The organism is Nitratidesulfovibrio vulgaris str. Hildenborough (assembly GCF_000195755.1).
Classification (GTDB): domain Bacteria; phylum Desulfobacterota; class Desulfovibrionia; order Desulfovibrionales; family Desulfovibrionaceae; genus Nitratidesulfovibrio; species Nitratidesulfovibrio vulgaris.
The window spans coordinates 111303-127178 of sequence record NC_005863.1; the positions used below are offsets into that span (position 1 = coordinate 111303).

Here is a 15876-nt window from a genome sequence, read left to right on the forward strand (position 1 = left end):
TAGCCCGCCCCGAGACTCCCGATTTTCCAGCTTACCCCACATAGAGCACACTCATGCACTCACTCGCTCGCAATCTTACCCAGTACTTTCGCGATTCGCTTATCGATGAACTCATTCTCGATGAGGTCGGAAGCCCCAAGGGCGCCAACACCTACACCACCATCTCGCCAGAACAATTCGAGCGTGGTGCGTTGCCTGCAAAGCTTGCAGAGGGGTTGTTGGGCGACCAGGATGAGCAGCGACTGCTTATTGCCCCGATGCAGCTCAAGCGAGGCTTCTTTCGTGACGCACGGCACTGGAGGCAGCCTGAAGTCATTACCCCCATGCTAGTGCCATGCGTTCTCAGCAGGGACGGAAAACTGGCAGCCCAAGAGCGAATCATGCCGTGGTTCATTCGTGACTATCTTGATCCAGTCGTCTCTGCAGATAGCGTCGTTATCAGTTCGGTCGATGATGTTGAAGAGTTCATCGCACGTAACAGCCAAGACTTCGCTTGTACAAGTTGGCAGGAGTACCTCAGCTTTTGCTCTAAAATGCTGCAAGATCTGATCGGGTTCGACGCCGATGGCAGAGTACAGCTTGGGCATGCGGCCTATTTCGCGTGTAACGAACCTCGCGTGTATCTGGACAGCGGGCAAGGCGGGGCAACCAGCAATATCAAGAAGCTCTATGACAGTGTGCTGAAAAAGAAGGACATGCCCAAGGCGTATGAGAGCTTTGTGGCTGGGTGTTCCGCGCCAAGAGCCTTATTGACTTTGGAAGAGGAAGTTGACGTGGCCGCCCATAGCCATTTGGGGCAGATGAGCGGGGCTTTCGGACTCGGTGCCAGCCAGCGTGAAACCATTCATCATTTTCTTTCCATCAATGAAGGTGAAGTGCTGGCAGTGAATGGTCCTCCCGGAACAGGCAAAACCACGCTGTTACAGAGCGCCATTGCTTCATTATGGGTAAAAGCCATCATGGTCGCCGGGAATGATTATCCGGACCCGCCTGTCATAGTGGCCACTTCATCCAACAATCAGGCTGTGACGAATGTCATCAGAGATTTTGGCGAGGTGCTCAAGCTTGAGTCAGATAACCCTCTCGAAATGCGCTGGCTTCCTGAAGGGGTTGGTAGCCTTGGCACCTACGCCGTTGCTGAGGCTAGACAAAAAAAGCTGGAATCAGAGGACAATCGCCTCCTTTGCGTGTCTCTTGCGTGGGTCAGTGGTGGCTACAAACTGAAAGGTTTTTTTGAAAAGACCGAATCTCCGGAATTCATCGGGCAGGCAGTTACAACATATCTGGAGATGTACGAGCGGTTCTCCGGGGCATCCATGAAGAGGGAAGCGCCCGCTGAGCTGGTGAAGGCCATCCGCAAAGAGCTTCGCAGGCGTATGCTGCATATTGCTGCGGATATGCAGGAGACTCTTGCCTCCTGGAAACGGTGTCGTCAGGACGTCGAGCGTAAGGCCGAGACGGAAAAGAATCTGACTGGACTGAAAACTTCCTTGCGCAGATGCACCGAAGCGTCATCAGCCAAGGCTACCCAACTGATCAAGGCTGGCGAAGAGCTAACCCGTACTGGCACCGTGGCAATGGAAGCGGCGTCTACCATTGCTGGACAGCCTTTTTGGGAAAGTCTGCTAGGGGCTTTGGGTTTTGTCAAAGAACGCCGGAGAGCCCGCGCAAAAGCCTTCACCCTGAAGCATGGCCTTGAGATGGATCCTGCTCCACAAAGCCTGCATGATGTGGAAAAGCATGTTGATGATTTGCTGGACACCGTTAAAAAACGTCACAAGGCCCTGAGTCGTGAACTCGATGAATTACAACGTGCCGCAGCAGGCATGGAACAGGAGAAAGGAGAGCTGAAGGCGTTACTGCAAGGAATTGCAGGACGCGCAAGCAGGTTGGCGGAAATCCTCGGCGTGCAAGAGTGTGAGTTAGATTTTACCCGCGCTGGTTTGTATCGTGTTCTGGACCAGTTCGACCGGAACGCGCGTTTCGAGATGTTCCTTCTCGCCGTGCACTATTACGAAGGGCTCTGGCTCGAACACATGCTTAGAAGTGAGAACGGCAAGGTCTCCGGAAAGGATCGGTTGAAGCGCCTTGCCATGCTCACGCCCTGCATTGTTTCCACCCTGTTCATGGTGCCCAAGTTCTTCAGCGAGTCCGGGGCACCTCTCTATGAGTTCGTTGATCTGCTCATTCTTGATGAAGCCGGTCAGGCTGGACCGGATAAGGCAGCAGCCGTCTTCGCGCTAGCAAAGCGCGGACTTGTGGTGGGTGATGTGCACCAGATAGAGCCAGTGTACAAAATCCCCGTTTCCGTGGATTTGGGAAACCTGAAGCGCAACAACGTCTATGTGGGGCGCGAAGAAGAAATGCCCAGGGCGGTTGCCGTTTCCAAGGGAAGCGCCATGCGCATGGCACAGGATGCGAGCCCGTACCATTGCATTCTCAATGGTCACCCTGCCGAAGAGCGCGGCATGTATCTCTTGGAGCATCGTCGATGCCATAAAGATATCATCGGGTACTGCAAGGAGTTGGTGTATCCGCATCTTGAGGTGCTCACACGGCAGGAACCGGACGACTTTTATCTTTTTCCACCGCTAGGTTATGCTCATATCCCCTCTTCCGGCCAAAAGAAGGGCGGAAGCTGGTGCAACCCTTATGAGGCACACAACATCGCGCAGTGGTTGGCTGATAACCGTGATCGAATCCTGGCACGCTATAAGGCGTCTTCGCTGGCAAGCGTGATTGCCATCGTGACCCCGTTCGCCCGACAGGTCTCGTCCCTTCGCGAGAGCATGCAGGGGTGTCTTCCGGAGAGCGATTATGCGGAAATGGTGGTGGGGACGGTGCACAAGCTGCAAGGAGCAGAACGGCCCATCATTGTTTTCTCGCCCGTGTATGGTCCCGGCAACGTGGCTGTTCCCTTTTTCGACCGGGGTAGGAATATGTTGAATGTTGCCGTTTCACGGGCGAAGCATTCGTTCCTTGTCTTCGGCAATATGGCCCTGTTTGACCCGGGCAATGGACGTCCTTCTGGAATCCTTGGCAAGCATCTGCAGTGCAACATGATGGCCGGGGAGCTGGATGGCTTCCGCTTGGCCCCTCGTCCCATTCAAGGCCGTATCGAGCACCTTACAACTCTCGACCAGCACAGAGAGACCTTACGTAAGGCATTTGAAACGGTTCGCGAACAGCTGGTGATTGTCTCGCCGTTCATTACGCGCAATGCCCTCAAGGCGGACAACGTGCTTGAGATGATCCGTTCTGCAGTAGGTCGTGGCGCTGCCGTCGATATATATTCGGACTCTCGCTTGGCGTTGTCCTGCTGCCAGAATCAACAGGCTGCACTTGATGATCTGGCTCAGGCTATCCGGGATGCAGGTGCAAGGATCGAGTTTAAAAATGGCGTGCACAACAAAACGCTGATTGTGGACAAGCATACCCTCGTTGAGGGGTCGTTCAACTGGTTGTCTGCACGGCGGGATGATTTAGCTAGGCGAGAACATTCGATTTCATATCATGGCATTGAAGCCGGTGCATTAATGGAGGATATTCTTCCCGGACTCTCGGAAAGCGATACCAAAGGTTAAAGGTCGACGCTTCCCGTGTCGGCAGTATCACGTGCTTCGTCGGTATAGGGCACCCCTTCTCAAGTTCCTGTTGGTACGGAGAAACCACGCAAGCCGGGACAGGCAGCACGGTCAGTCGCGCCAGCGGTCGCGGATGGCGTCGATTTCGGTGCGGTGGCACAGGAACGCATCGACCACGGCGGGGTCGAATTGCGTGCCCGCGCCGTCGCGGATGAGGATGGCGGCCTCATCGGGAGGCATGGCGGTCTTGTAGGGACGGTCGCTGCACAGGGCGTCGTAGACGTCCACCACCGAGACGATACGCGCCTCGACGGGGATGTCCTCGCCGGACAGGCCGAAGGGGTAGCCCCCGCCGTCCCATCGTTCATGATGGCAGAGGGCGAGGATGCGGGCGAGGGCGAGTTCGTCGAAGGGCTGCTGGTCACGCAGCAGGGGCACGTCGGAGCATATGCGGTGGGCGGCCTCCCTGTCGTCGAGGGGGCCGAGTATCTCGCACCCGTAGAGGCAGTGCCTGCGCATGATCACCAGTTCATCGTCGTCGAGGCGACCGGGCTTGAGCAGCACCTCGTCGGGGATGCCTATCTTGCCCACGTCATGCAGGGGGGCGCACTCGCCAAGCAGGTCGCACTGCTGCGTCCCGAGTCCCATGGCGGCCCCCAGAAGACGGCTTATCTGCCCCACGCGGATGACGTGCCGCCCCGTCTCGTTGTCCTTGTACTCGGCGGCGCGGCTGAGTCGCTGCATGACCTGCCGCCGCGTCTCCTCCAGTTCTTCCGTACGTTGCCGCACGAGGCATTCGAGGTTCTCGCGGTGCATCCTGTTCTCGCGCAGCAGGCGCGCCCTCTCGAACACCCTGTTCAGGGTATGGTCGAGCATCTCGAACGAATGCAGCGGCTTGGTGATGAAGTCCCACGCCCCACGGCGCATGGCGGCGATGGCGTCCTCGATGACGCCGACGCCGGAGAGGACGATGATGGGCATTTCGGGGGCCTCCTGCGTGGCGTGCCCGATGAACGACGCCCCGTCCATGACCTGCATGTTCAGGTCGACGATGACCGCTTCGATGCTGTCGGCGTGTTCGCGCAGCACCTCAAGCCCTTCAAGGCCGTTGCAGGCTTCGAGGGTATCGAGGTCGAGGTCTTCGAAATGAGCGGCGAGGGAACGCCGCAAGCCCGGTTCGTCGTCGATGATGAGGATGCTCATGCGGTCTCCCCGTCGGGCCAGAGAAGGGCGCGCATACGCGCGATCATGCGTTCCATGTCGCAGGGTTTGAGGAACACGTCGTCTTCGGGCAGGCCGCATTCCGCCAGCGCCGGAGGGCTGGCCAGTTCGACAGACCCCGTATGCAGCATGAACCGGGGGCACAGAGTCTGCCGCCGTGCCGTCTCGATGAACGTCAGCCCGTCCATGCCCGGAAGTCGCGTATCGACGATGCACACGTCGGCAGGTTCGCGGGCGAGCATGTCGAGAGCCTCTTCAGCCGAACCGCACAGGCGCACCTCGAATTCGTCATGGTCTTCGAGATAGTCGAGCATCAGCTGCCGGATGCGCTCTTCGTCGTCGATGATCAATAGCCTTGCCGGTATGTTCACGAATGCGCCTCTGTGCTGCCCTGCAACGGAAGTTCGATGCGGAAGAGCGTGCCACCTTCGGGCGGGGTTACCACTGTCAGGTTGCCGCCGTGCCCCTTGGTGACGATGAAGTACGATACCGAAAGACCAAGCCCCGTGCCAACCCCCGGAGGCTTGGTGGTATAGAAGGGTTCGAAGATGCGCCGCTGCAACGCCACCGGGATGCCGGGGCCGTTGTCCTGCACGTCGATGACCACGGTCTCGTCCTGTCGTCGCACCCGCAGGTGTATGGCCGGTCCTTCGCCGTCCCGGTGCGACTCGGCAAGGGCGTGGGCGGCGTTGCGCAACAGGTTCAGCAGCACCTGTTCCAGTTCCGTCGGCGAACAGTCCACAAGCGGGAGCCCCGCCTCGTAGTCGCGGGTGATGGTGATGCGCCTGAAATCGTAGCTCTTCTTGAGGTCGTAGTCGCTGCCAGCCAGCGCCACGGCCTTGTCGAGGATGGACGTGACATCGCACGGCACACGCTTTGACCCGCCCGAACGGCTGAAGTCGAGCATGTGCCGGATGATGGCGGAGGCACGCACGGCCGCGTCGCGGATGTCTTCGATGAAGACGTCGAGCTTGCGCTGCGCCATGTACTGGCGCAGGGCGTCCATATCGAGGCCGACCCGTGTCGCCACGTCGAGGTTCTTGGCGAAGTCGGGCCGTGTCCGCTGCGCGAGGTTGTGCGCGGCTTGCAGGATGATGCCGAGGGGGTTGTTTATCTCATGGGCGATGCCGGCGGCGATGCCCCCCACGGAGATCATCTTCTCCGTCTGTATCATGACCTCCTGCATCCGCTTCATCTCCGTGATGTCGCGCACGAGGCCGAGGATGAACCGCCGGTCGCCTATGGACAGGATGCTGCACGAGATGGAACAGGGCATGGGCGTGCCTTCCTTGGTGCGCCCCTCGAACTCGTAATTGTCGACGAAGCCCTCCGTGTGAATGCGGCGCAGCAACTCCGCACGGGTTGTGGCGTCGGTGTAGAAGGCCATCTCGATGGTCCCTCTTCCCACCAGTTCAGACGCCTCGTAACCCGTGAGTCTCTCGAAGGCGTGGTTCACGTCGGCGAAGCGCTGGTCGGCCATGTCGACGAGGGCCATGGCCTCGGGCGAATACCGGAACAGCCGCGAGAAACGCTCCTCCGACTGCCGCAACTGCTCCTGCGCGGCAAGCGATTCGGTGATGTCGCGGATGAGCCCGAGCACCCCCACGGCGCGGCCATCGGCAGCCAGCAACGGAAGTTTGCTCGTCTCGAGCATCCGCTCGCGCCCGTCGGCGAAGGCCAGCCTTTCGACATAGCCGAGCATGGGCGAGAGCGTGGCCATCACCTTCCTGTCGGCTTCCCTGAACGTCTCTGCCAGCCCCGGCAGCAGGCCCAGGTCGGCGTCGTCCTTGCCGATGACCGTTTCGGGGGTGTCGAGGCCCACCATCTGCGCGAAGGTCCGGTTACACCCCATGAAGCGGCCTGCCGCGTCCTTCCAGAAGATGGAGACCGGGACGGAATCGAGAATGCCCTCGAGCAGCAGGCGCTTCTCATGCAGTTCCTGCTCGGCCCTGTAGCGTTCCGTCATGTCGCGGACCACGGTAAGGCGATAGTTGGCCTCGCCGATGACCATGAGCTGACTTGAAAGCGAAAGGTAGAGTTCCTCTCCTTTCAGGCTGCGGGCCCGCAACTCGAGGTCGACCACCCGGCCCTTCTCCCGGACGAGGGTGATGATGCCATCAAGCTGTGCGGGGTCGTCGTAAAGGCCTATGTCGCGCAACGAACGTCCCACCACCTCGTCACGCCCCAGACCGTGCAGTTGGCAGAAGGAATCGTTCACATCCACGACCAGTCCGGTGTCGAAGCTGGAGAGGACGATGCTGTCGGGCGACAGGCGGAACAGGGTGGCGAAACGCTTCTCGGACTGTTGCAGGCGTTCCTGTGCCATGCGCCGTTCGGTCACGTCCTCGAACGTGGCCACCACGCCATGGTTGCGCTGTTCACGCCCCACCACCAGCGGCGTGGCGTTCACCGACAGCAGCTTCCGGGTTCCGTCGGGCATGGGAAGCCACGCCTCGAAATCGGTGAGGGTCAGCCCCTCGCGGAACACGCGCACGAAGGGCGAATCGTCGCCGATGAGCGAACCGCCGTCCGTATCTTCGAGTGCGAAGAAGGCGGGCAGCGGGTCGTCCGCCGTCATGCCGGCGATGTCGCGGCCCTGCCTGTTCAGATAGGAGGGGCGTCCTGCCGGGTCGAAGGTGACGATGCCCACAGGCGAGAGTTCCGTCAGCGTCCGCTGGTCGGCCTCGGAATGGCGCAGGCTGACCATGGCACGGCGCAACACGCCAAGGATGAGGGCGACGGTGATGAGCGTGACAAGCAGGATGGAACCGCTGACGGCGGCCAGCCTGCGGGCCGGGGCGAGGACTTCGCCCTCGTCGGCCTCGAGGGTCAGCAGCCAGTGCGTCGCACCGTTCAGGCGGCTGTAACTCGCCCTGTGGTTGCCCCCTCGCGTGAACCGGTAGACCTCGCCCGTCTCGGCACTCTGCTTCAACGCGGCCACGTGCGCGTCAGAGAAGCCGCCCCCCTCATGCAGACCGAGCGACCCGGCAGATAGCCAAGCCGGAAGCCCCAGCACGACACCATCGGTGTCGGTGATGAAGGCGCCTCCCGTACGACCGATGTGCGAACCTTCGAGAATGGCCTTTGCGAACGTCTCGATGTTGGTCACCCCGGCGACGACACCCACCACCGTTCCGTCGAAGGCCCGCAACGGCGAAGCCATGACGAGCGACGGTTTTCCGGTGGAACGTGACACCACCACGGTCTCGAGGGCGGCACGGCCCGCTGCCGCCTCGCTGAAGTAGCGCCTGTCAGCCACGTTGACCCTGCCAGCCAGTGAAGGGTCGCCAGCGAGGATGGCCTCGCCCTCGAGGTTGAAGAGGAACACCTGGTCGAACGTGCCGTTCCTGATATAGGCATCGAGCTTGCGTTGTGCCGAGGCACGGGCCGAACGACCGATATACGAATTCTCCAGTGCGAGGACGAGCACCTCTTCCCGCGCGATGGACTCGGTCTGCATGACCATGTCGCGGGCCTGCATGCAGACCTCGCGGTCGATGAACGCCAGCGCCTGTGCTATCTGCCCGTGGGCGAGGTCGGTGACGGTCGCCTTGGTATAGAGATAGGCCACCGTCGTGGTGATGAGCACCCCCGCGGCGACGACACTCAGCACCGGGAAGACCAGCCTGTCGAGGGTGAAACGGTCACGTAGCGCATCCATGAAACGTCTCACTGGATGACCTCGCTGGCGGACTGGATGATCTCGAAGGGCACGGAGACGCCGAGCCTCTCTGCCGTCTTGAGGTTGAGAAAGACGATGCCCTCCTGATTCGTCCGCAGCGGCAACGTCTGCGCCCTGAGCATGGGGTCGAACAGCAGCCTTGCCATGCCGCCCGCGATCAGCCCCTGTTCATGGGCCGACTCGAGAACGCCGCACAGCTGCCCGTGTTCGCGCACGTAGTCTGCGAAGCCCACAGTGGGCACACGATTGACGGTGTCCGTCCACCGGGCCTCGGCCTCGGCGGGGACGACGGACCCGGTCGCCTCGTCGCGTAGCGAGAAATACAGCCCGAAGGCCAGACCTTGGGCCTCCTGCGATGCCAGCACCGCCTTCTGCCATTGCTGGAAGGTCTGCACCTGCCGGATGCTGAAGTCCTCCACGGCATAGGGCCCGCCCTGCCGCAGGTCGGCGCGGATGTCGGCCAGCATATAGTCGCTCGATTCGGAACCGTCGGTCAGCAGCACCACACGCCGTGCCGTGGGAACGATCTTTCGCAGCAGGGACAGCGATTCGCGCACGTGCCAGCGTTCGCTCACCCCCGTGACGTTGGGTGCGGGGTACCCATAACGGGCAAGAGGGGCGTTGACGCCACAGAACACCACCTGCGGCGTGTCGCGCCCCAGAAGATGGGGCACCACCAGCAGTTCCTGCACCGCATCGTCCACGGCGACCACCACCTGCGGCTTCTCCTCCGTGATGCGGGAGGCGATGGCAAGGGCCTTGCGCCGCTGGCTTGCGGGGTCGAGGTCGTGCTTGGCGTCGAGGTGGAACGTCCTGATGGTGACGGGAAACCCGCGCAGGGCCGTCTGCAATCCCCGGTCGATGTTGCGGCACCAGATGAAATCGTCGTCGTAGCTGTGCACCACGAAGAGCAATGCGGGTCTGGCTGGCGCAACGGCGTCGGCGAGGGCTGTCGCGACCACGCACAGCGAGAGGATGCAGAACAGACAGGCTACGGGCCAGCGCATGAAGAACCCCGGACATGGACGGCCTACGTCGCGGCCACCTCGGGCGAGGCGGCAACACGACTTCATGCACTCTATGTAAAGATGCCGTCCTTTGTCCACACGCATGGAACACGCGAGCGTACAGCCGAGAACGGAGTCCGCACGAAGTTGCACACGGCCCCGGCCCCCTGCTGCATCATGCTGCATGACGAGCGTCCCATACTGCACGGCGAAGCCGCACCAGACGGGCATGGCGCGTCGGTCATACGGCCCGTGCGCAGGTGCATGTCACGATGGAACGTCCGCGCCAGCTGGCGTAACAGGCGTACAGGAATGGTGCTTGTGCGCTCATGCGGACAAGGCGTGGCAGGCGGGCGCCTCTCCGGAACAAGGAAGACCGCCACGCCGTCTGGGTGCCTCCGGCGATGGGGGCTGAAGCAGGGGACAGGACCCCGAAAAGAAACGGGGAGTGTCAGGAATACCGACACTCCCCGTCCGGGTTCGCAGATGTTGCTAGACGTCGCGCTGGCGATTGCGGCGCAGCAGGGCGAGTGCACCGAAGCCGAGGCCCATCAGGATGATGGTCGAAGGTTCGGGCGTAGGCACGGTGGGGTCGTCGATGACCGCACGGTCCACGTTCAGGATGTGGAAGGCGTAGTTGCTGGTGCGGTAGCCGTTGGCGGGCTGGTCCCACGATGCGATGGGAATGGGGTTGGTGCCGTCGAAATCGAACCCCTGCGAGAGCAGGTCGCCGACGTTGAAGTTGTTGTACGTGGAGAGCGTGAGGATGTAGGACCCCGGCGCAAGATTCACGGTGTAGTACGAGTCCCAGTTGCCATGAGTGTAGAGAATGCCGTTGGATGCCGTGGAACCTGTCCTTCCCCCGTCATCCTGGAATTCGATCTTGTTCCCCGCCGCGCTCCACAGGCCCAGCATGGGGTCGAAGCCGCCATCATCCCATGAGGAGCTGAAGAACGTGCGATCACCCGTCGTACTCACGTCAAAGTCGAATCTCAAGACTGTGTTGTGATACGGGAGGTTGCCGAAAAAGTCGTAGTCCATCGCCGCTGAAGCTTGCCCTATCTGTGAAAACATCATGAACATCGAAAGAAGTAAGATTCTGATTGCCATGGCCGACTCCTTTATTGCGTTATTCCACCTCCAAGCAAATTGCATTCCATAAAATTCTCCTTTCATGATACATTGTTATATGTGAAAGATGTGTCGAGAAACCTTACACTCACTGCCTTGCTTTACATGCCCCCCTCCTCCTCTCGCACGCTGGCGGGCTGCCGCCTCGCGGACGGCCCCTTCGCACCACCGCCAGAAGCGCCACCACAGGCAGAATGGCACACAACATACTGTCATTGCATGAAGTATGGTCTGCAAGGGCTCCGATACGCCACGGGCCCAGCGATGCCGACACCAACGGACTATTGCCAGCGGACACGACAGGCACTACACCGGAGCACCGCAAGAACGGCTGCCGGGGCACGACGTGCCTGCGCCCTGCATGGCCCGGCCCGAACCTGCCTGAACCGGCCTGAACCGGACTGCCTGGGTCTGCCCAAGTCTGCCCCGATCCGGCAGGCGCACCCGGTGCCGGGGCTCACGCCTCACGGCACGCACCTCGATCATCTACGGCAGGCAACCGTCCTGCGTTCGCACCTGCGCCGCCTTTGCGGTGCCAACCGTCTCCATGGAGAGAACATGACCGGCCCGGCTATCAACAGTGCCTGCATCGTGGCAGGGGCTGTCCTCGGAAGCCTGCTCGCCCGCAGGGTGGGCAGTTCGTTCCAGAAGAACATCATGCTCGTGTTCGGCTGCATCAGCACCGGGCTTGGCATCTTCATGATAGGCAAGGCCCACGCCATGCCACCCATCGTCTGTTCGCTCATGGCGGGTACGGTGCTTGGGGAGTTGTTCCGGCTGGAGCATATCGTCGTGCGCCTCTCGCACAAGGTGGCGGGCTTCTTCGCCCGCCGGAGCGCACGACGGGCCGCGCGCAAGGCCGCCCGCATGACCGCGCAGGCAGGGGCGAACGCTACAGTCGCAGCCTCGGGCGCAGTCACGGGCACAGTCACAGGCGCAGCAGATGCAGGTACGCCGGATGCGGCGACACCGGCTTCACCATGCGCCGCGCCCGACGCCGCCAGACCCTCCGTGAGCATCGAGGCCATTCAGGAGCAGTTCGCCGTGTTCACCGTGGTGTTCTCCGCCAGCGGTCTCGGCTTCTTCGGCGCCATGCAGGAGGGGCTCACGGGCGACTTCACCATGCTGCTCATCAAGTCGCTTCTCGACCTGCCCACCGCCATGTTCATCGCCGCCAACATCGGTGCCGTCATCGGCGTCCTCTGCGTGCCGCAGTTCGTCATCCAGATGGCGGTGCTGCTCTCGGCGGGTTTCGTGTCCCACTGGGCGACGCCCGCCGTGCTGGCCGACTTCTCGGGCTGCGGGGGCTTCATCATGCTCGCCACGGGGCTGCGCATGTGCGGCATCGTGCAGTTTCCCATTCTCAGCATGCTGCCCGCCCTGCTGCTTGCCATGCCCGTGTCCGCCCTCTGGGTGCATCTCATCGGCTAGCCACCGTTTGCCGTTGACCGGAAAGAGGTGCACGAACGGAACAGGTCTGATACGCTGAAAGGGAGTACCAAGCCCATGCGTTGCAGCAGCGCGCCCAGAAGTTGCGGCCACGCCACACCCTTTCAAGGAGGACCCCGTGGACAAGAAGCGATTGACGACCAACGCCGGCGCTCCCGTCGCAGACAACCAGAACGTCATGACGGCGGGGCCGCGCGGCCCTCAACTGCTGCAAGACGTATGGTTCCTTGAGAAACTCGCCCACTTCGACCGGGAGGTCATCCCCGAAAGGCGGATGCACGCCAAGGGGTCGGGGGCCTTCGGCACGTTCACCGTGACCCACGACATCACGCGCTACACCCGCGCCGCCATATTCTCTGAAGTGGGCAAGAAGACGGACCTGTTCGTGCGCTTCTCGACCGTGGCGGGCGAACGCGGCGCAGCCGACGCCGAACGCGACATCCGTGGCTTCGCCGTCAAGTTCTACACCGAACAGGGCAACTGGGACATGGTGGGCAACAACACTCCCGTGTTCTTCCTGCGCGACCCGCTCAAATTCCCCGACCTCAACCACGCCGTGAAGCGCGACCCGCGCACCAACCTGCGCAGCGCACGCAACAACTGGGACTTCTGGACCAGCCTGCCCGAGGCCCTGCATCAGGTCACGGTCGTCATGAGCGACCGGGGCATTCCCGCCACCTATCGCCACATGCACGGCTTCGGCAGCCACACCTTCAGCTTCATCAACGCAAAGGGTGAACGCTTCTGGTGCAAGTTCCACTTCAAGACGCAGCAGGGCATCAAGAACCTGACGGATGCCGAAGCCGAGGCCATCGTCGGCAAATGCCGTGAAAGCCACCAGCGCGACCTGTACGACAGCATCGAACGGGGCGACTTCCCCCGATGGACCATGTATGTCCAGGTCATGACCGAAGAGAAGGCGGCAGCCCTGCCCTACCACCCCTTCGACCTGACCAAGGTCTGGTACCATGACGACGCGCCGCTCATCGAAGTGGGCGTTCTAGAACTGAACCGCAACCCCGAGAACTACTTCGCAGAGGTCGAACAGGCGGCCTTCAACCCGGCCAACGTGGTGCCGGGCATCGGCTTCTCGCCCGACAAGATGTTGCAGGGGCGGCTGTTCTCGTATGGCGACGCCCAGCGCTACCGCCTTGGCGTCAACCACCACCTCATCCCCGTCAACATGCCCCGCTGCCCCTTCCACAGCTACCACCGTGACGGCATGATGCGCGTGGACGGCAACCACGGCAGCACCCTCGCCTATGAGCCGAACAGCTACGGCGAATGGCAGGAACAACCCGGCTTCGCCGAACCGCCCCTCGAACTGAGCGGCGCGGCAGCCCACTGGAACGCACGTGAGGACGACGCCGACTACTTCACCCAGCCGGGCAAGCTCTTCAGGCTGATGACCCCAGCGCAGCAGGAGGAACTCTTCGGCAACACCGCCCGCGCCCTCGGCGATGCGCCCGATGCGATCAAGCTGCGGCACATCGGCAACTGCCTGAAGGCCGACCCCGCCTACGGAAACGGCGTGGCGAAGGCTCTCGGGCTCGACCCCGCAAAGGCACTGGGCTAGCCCGCACCCTCCCCGTAACGACACCGAAGGCCCCGCGACCAGTCATGGTTGCGGGGCCTTCGACGATGGTGCCGGTACGTTGCACTTGCTGTGGTCGCCCGACCGTACCCCGCCGATGCATGTCGCTCGGGGACGAGTGCCGCCGCGCGACTGCGCCGAACATCCGGGCAATGGTCGCGGGCACCTGCGGGACAGGAAGAACCCCGGCGAACGTGCACCTAGTAGCGCGGGCGAACCCGTTCGGTGGCACCGCCCGAACCGCCAGAACCACCCGCCCCACCAGACCCGCCCGACTGTTTGGCGAGTTCGGCCTGCGCCTCGGCAAGCTGCCCCTGAATCTGCACCAGTTCAGAGCGTTTGGCCTCGATGAGCTTCTGCTTCACCTCGTCGGGCATGGATGATGCTTCAAGCTTCTGGATTTCCGCCTCTATCTCCTTCATCCGCTTGCGAAGGTTCTCGATGACCTGTTCGGCGGCGGACTTGGCGTCTTCCGACTTGTCCTGCCCGGAGGCGGCCTGCATCTGCTTCGACAGTTTCAGCCCATGCTCCGAGATGCTCACGACATCGCCGCCGGATGAGGCGGGCTTCGTGGTGCCGTCCGTCTCTTCCGTCCCCGCGGTACGGGCAAGTCGCAACGTACTGCCCGACGTCGCGCCGGACGCCCTGCCGTATTGCTCCATGTCGATGGTGATGCCCATGACGACTCCTGATTTCAGGTGATGCTGCGCTGTGGCATGACCTCTTGTCGGCAGTCCGTCGCAGAACCTTTAGAGTGACGACTACCGTGTGCGGCAGAGGGCACGTGCGGCGCATTCACGAGTGCGGTGCCTCACGCCCCGCGCAAGGCAAGGCATGCATCCGGAAACCGCCGCACAGGTACCGCCTGTCACAGCAGCAGCTTCATGGCCCAGCCGGACAGGGCGCACAGCCCCAGCGTCACCCCCATGCCCAGACGGAAGCGGGTCATGGCGAAGACGGCGACGGCGCTCAACGCAAAGGCCCCGGCATCGAAGCTTGCCAGCACCGGAACGGGCAGCAGCAGCCCCACGGGGCCGTCCCAGTCCTGAACCCGCGTGAACAGGGTATGCAGGCCGAACCATGCAGACAGGTTGAGGATGACCCCCACGACAGCTGCGGTCACTCCGGCGAAGGCCGCGGAAAGCGCCTTGTTGGCCCTCACCTTCTCCATGTACGGGGCACCGAGGAATATCCACAGGAAGCACGGCGTGAACGTGACCCACACGGCAAGCGTACCCCCGAGGACGCCCGCCACGACCGGATGCAGGGCACCGGGTGCCGCGTAGGCGGCCATGAAGCCGACATATTGCAGCACAAGGATGAGCGGGCCGGGGGTCGTCTCCGCAAGGGCCAGTCCGCTGATCATGTCCCCCGGCGAAAGCCACTGGTAGTTCTCCACCGCCTGCTGGGCCACATAGGTCAGCACGGCATAGGCACCGCCGAAGGTGACGACCGCCATCTTGCTGAAGAAGAGCGCGATGTGCGCGTACACGCTGTCCCACCCTGCCAGCCATCCGCTGGCCGCCACGGGTATGAACCAGAGGGCCGACCACATGGCCAGCGTGCGCAGGCTTCTGCCCGTGTCGGGGTGGACGTGGTCGGGCAGCGGTTCTGCGTCTCCGGGCACAGCGGCCCCGGCGGCCCCGGCAGGCGCGGCAGCCCTGTCACGCCCCGCCTTCAGCCAGCCCAGCAGGGCCGCACAGCCGATGACCCACGGAAAGGGAACCCTGAACGCGAAGAGCGCCATGAAGGCCATGCCCGCAAGACATACGGCGAAGGGCGTTCGCAGCGACTTCCTGCCCATGCGCAGCACGGCACCGATGACGATGGCGAGGACGGCGGGCTTCAGGCCATAGAACAGTGCCTCCACTGCTGGCACCTGACGGTAGCCCGCATACAGGATGCTGAGGGCCATGATGACGCAGTAGCCGGGCAGGATGAAGAGCGTGCCCGCCACGATGCCGCCCCACGTCCGGTGCAGCAGCCAGCCCACGTAGGTGGCCAGTTGCTGCGCCTCCGGCCCCGGCAGGAAATGGCAGTAGTTCAGGGCATGGAGGAACCGCTCGTTGTCGACCCACTTCTTCTCTTCGACGAGGGTCTTGTGCATCAGGGCAATCTGCCCCGCAGGGCCGCCGAAGCCCAGCAGGCCGATGCGCAGCCACGTGCGGAACGCCTCGGAGAAGGAAGGAACCTGCCTTGCGTCCATCA

Annotated in this window: 10 protein-coding genes; 3 read left to right on the forward strand and 7 right to left on the reverse strand. The window is 62.3% G+C overall.

What is annotated here, in order from left to right; translation table 11 throughout:
- Window positions 1-53 precede the first annotated feature (53 nt).
- Entirely contained in the window at window positions 54-3584 is a 3531-nt protein-coding gene (locus tag DVU_RS16300; protein WP_011176663.1) for an AAA domain-containing protein, read from the forward strand.
- 111 nt (window positions 3585-3695) lie between these two features.
- Here DVU_RS16300 and DVU_RS16305 read toward each other — a convergent pair whose 3' ends face one another.
- The 5 genes from DVU_RS16305 to DVU_RS16325 all read right to left on the reverse strand — a co-directional run bounded on the left by DVU_RS16305 (window position 3696) and on the right by DVU_RS16325 (window position 10604).
- A complete protein-coding gene (locus DVU_RS16305) occupies window positions 3696-4787 on the reverse strand; it encodes an HD domain-containing phosphohydrolase (RefSeq protein ID WP_011176664.1) in 1092 nt (363 codons plus the stop codon).
- A complete protein-coding gene (locus tag DVU_RS16310) occupies window positions 4784-5176 on the reverse strand; it encodes a response regulator (protein WP_011787366.1) in 393 nt (130 codons plus the stop codon). Before DVU_RS16310 ends, DVU_RS16305 begins: the two co-directional genes overlap by 4 nt.
- Window positions 5173-8466, reverse strand: coding sequence for a PAS domain S-box protein (locus tag DVU_RS16315; RefSeq protein ID WP_014524674.1), 3294 nt, complete (start codon window positions 8464-8466; stop codon window positions 5173-5175). Before DVU_RS16315 ends, DVU_RS16310 begins: the two co-directional genes overlap by 4 nt.
- A gap of 8 nt (window positions 8467-8474) precedes the next feature.
- Complete coding sequence (locus DVU_RS16320; protein WP_011176666.1) at window positions 8475-9494, reverse strand: ABC transporter substrate-binding protein; 1020 nt, start codon at window positions 9492-9494, stop codon at window positions 8475-8477.
- Between the two features lie 492 nt (window positions 9495-9986).
- Window positions 9987-10604, reverse strand: coding sequence for a DVUA0089 family protein (locus DVU_RS16325; protein WP_011176667.1), 618 nt, complete (start codon window positions 10602-10604; stop codon window positions 9987-9989).
- 579 nt (window positions 10605-11183) lie between these two features.
- Here DVU_RS16325 and DVU_RS16330 point away from each other — a divergent pair.
- Both DVU_RS16330 and DVU_RS16335 read left to right on the forward strand, forming a co-directional pair.
- Complete coding sequence (locus DVU_RS16330) at window positions 11184-12056, forward strand: DUF554 domain-containing protein (protein ID WP_011176668.1); 873 nt, start codon at window positions 11184-11186, stop codon at window positions 12054-12056.
- A 196-nt stretch (window positions 12057-12252) separates the two neighbouring features.
- Window positions 12253-13650: a catalase gene (locus tag DVU_RS16335; RefSeq protein ID WP_263053358.1), complete on the forward strand. Its 1398-nt coding sequence runs from the start codon at window positions 12253-12255 to the stop codon at window positions 13648-13650.
- 218 nt (window positions 13651-13868) lie between these two features.
- Here DVU_RS16335 and DVU_RS16340 read toward each other — a convergent pair whose 3' ends face one another.
- Together DVU_RS16340 and chrA are read right to left on the reverse strand one after the other, a co-directional pair.
- Entirely contained in the window at window positions 13869-14348 is a 480-nt protein-coding gene (locus DVU_RS16340; protein ID WP_011176670.1) for a hypothetical protein, read from the reverse strand.
- Between the two features lie 188 nt (window positions 14349-14536).
- Window positions 14537-15874 carry a chromate efflux transporter gene (gene chrA / locus DVU_RS16345; protein ID WP_011176671.1) on the reverse strand — a complete coding sequence of 446 codons (1338 nt, stop codon included), beginning with the start codon at window positions 15872-15874 and terminating at the stop codon, window positions 14537-14539.
- Window positions 15875-15876 lie beyond the last annotated feature (2 nt).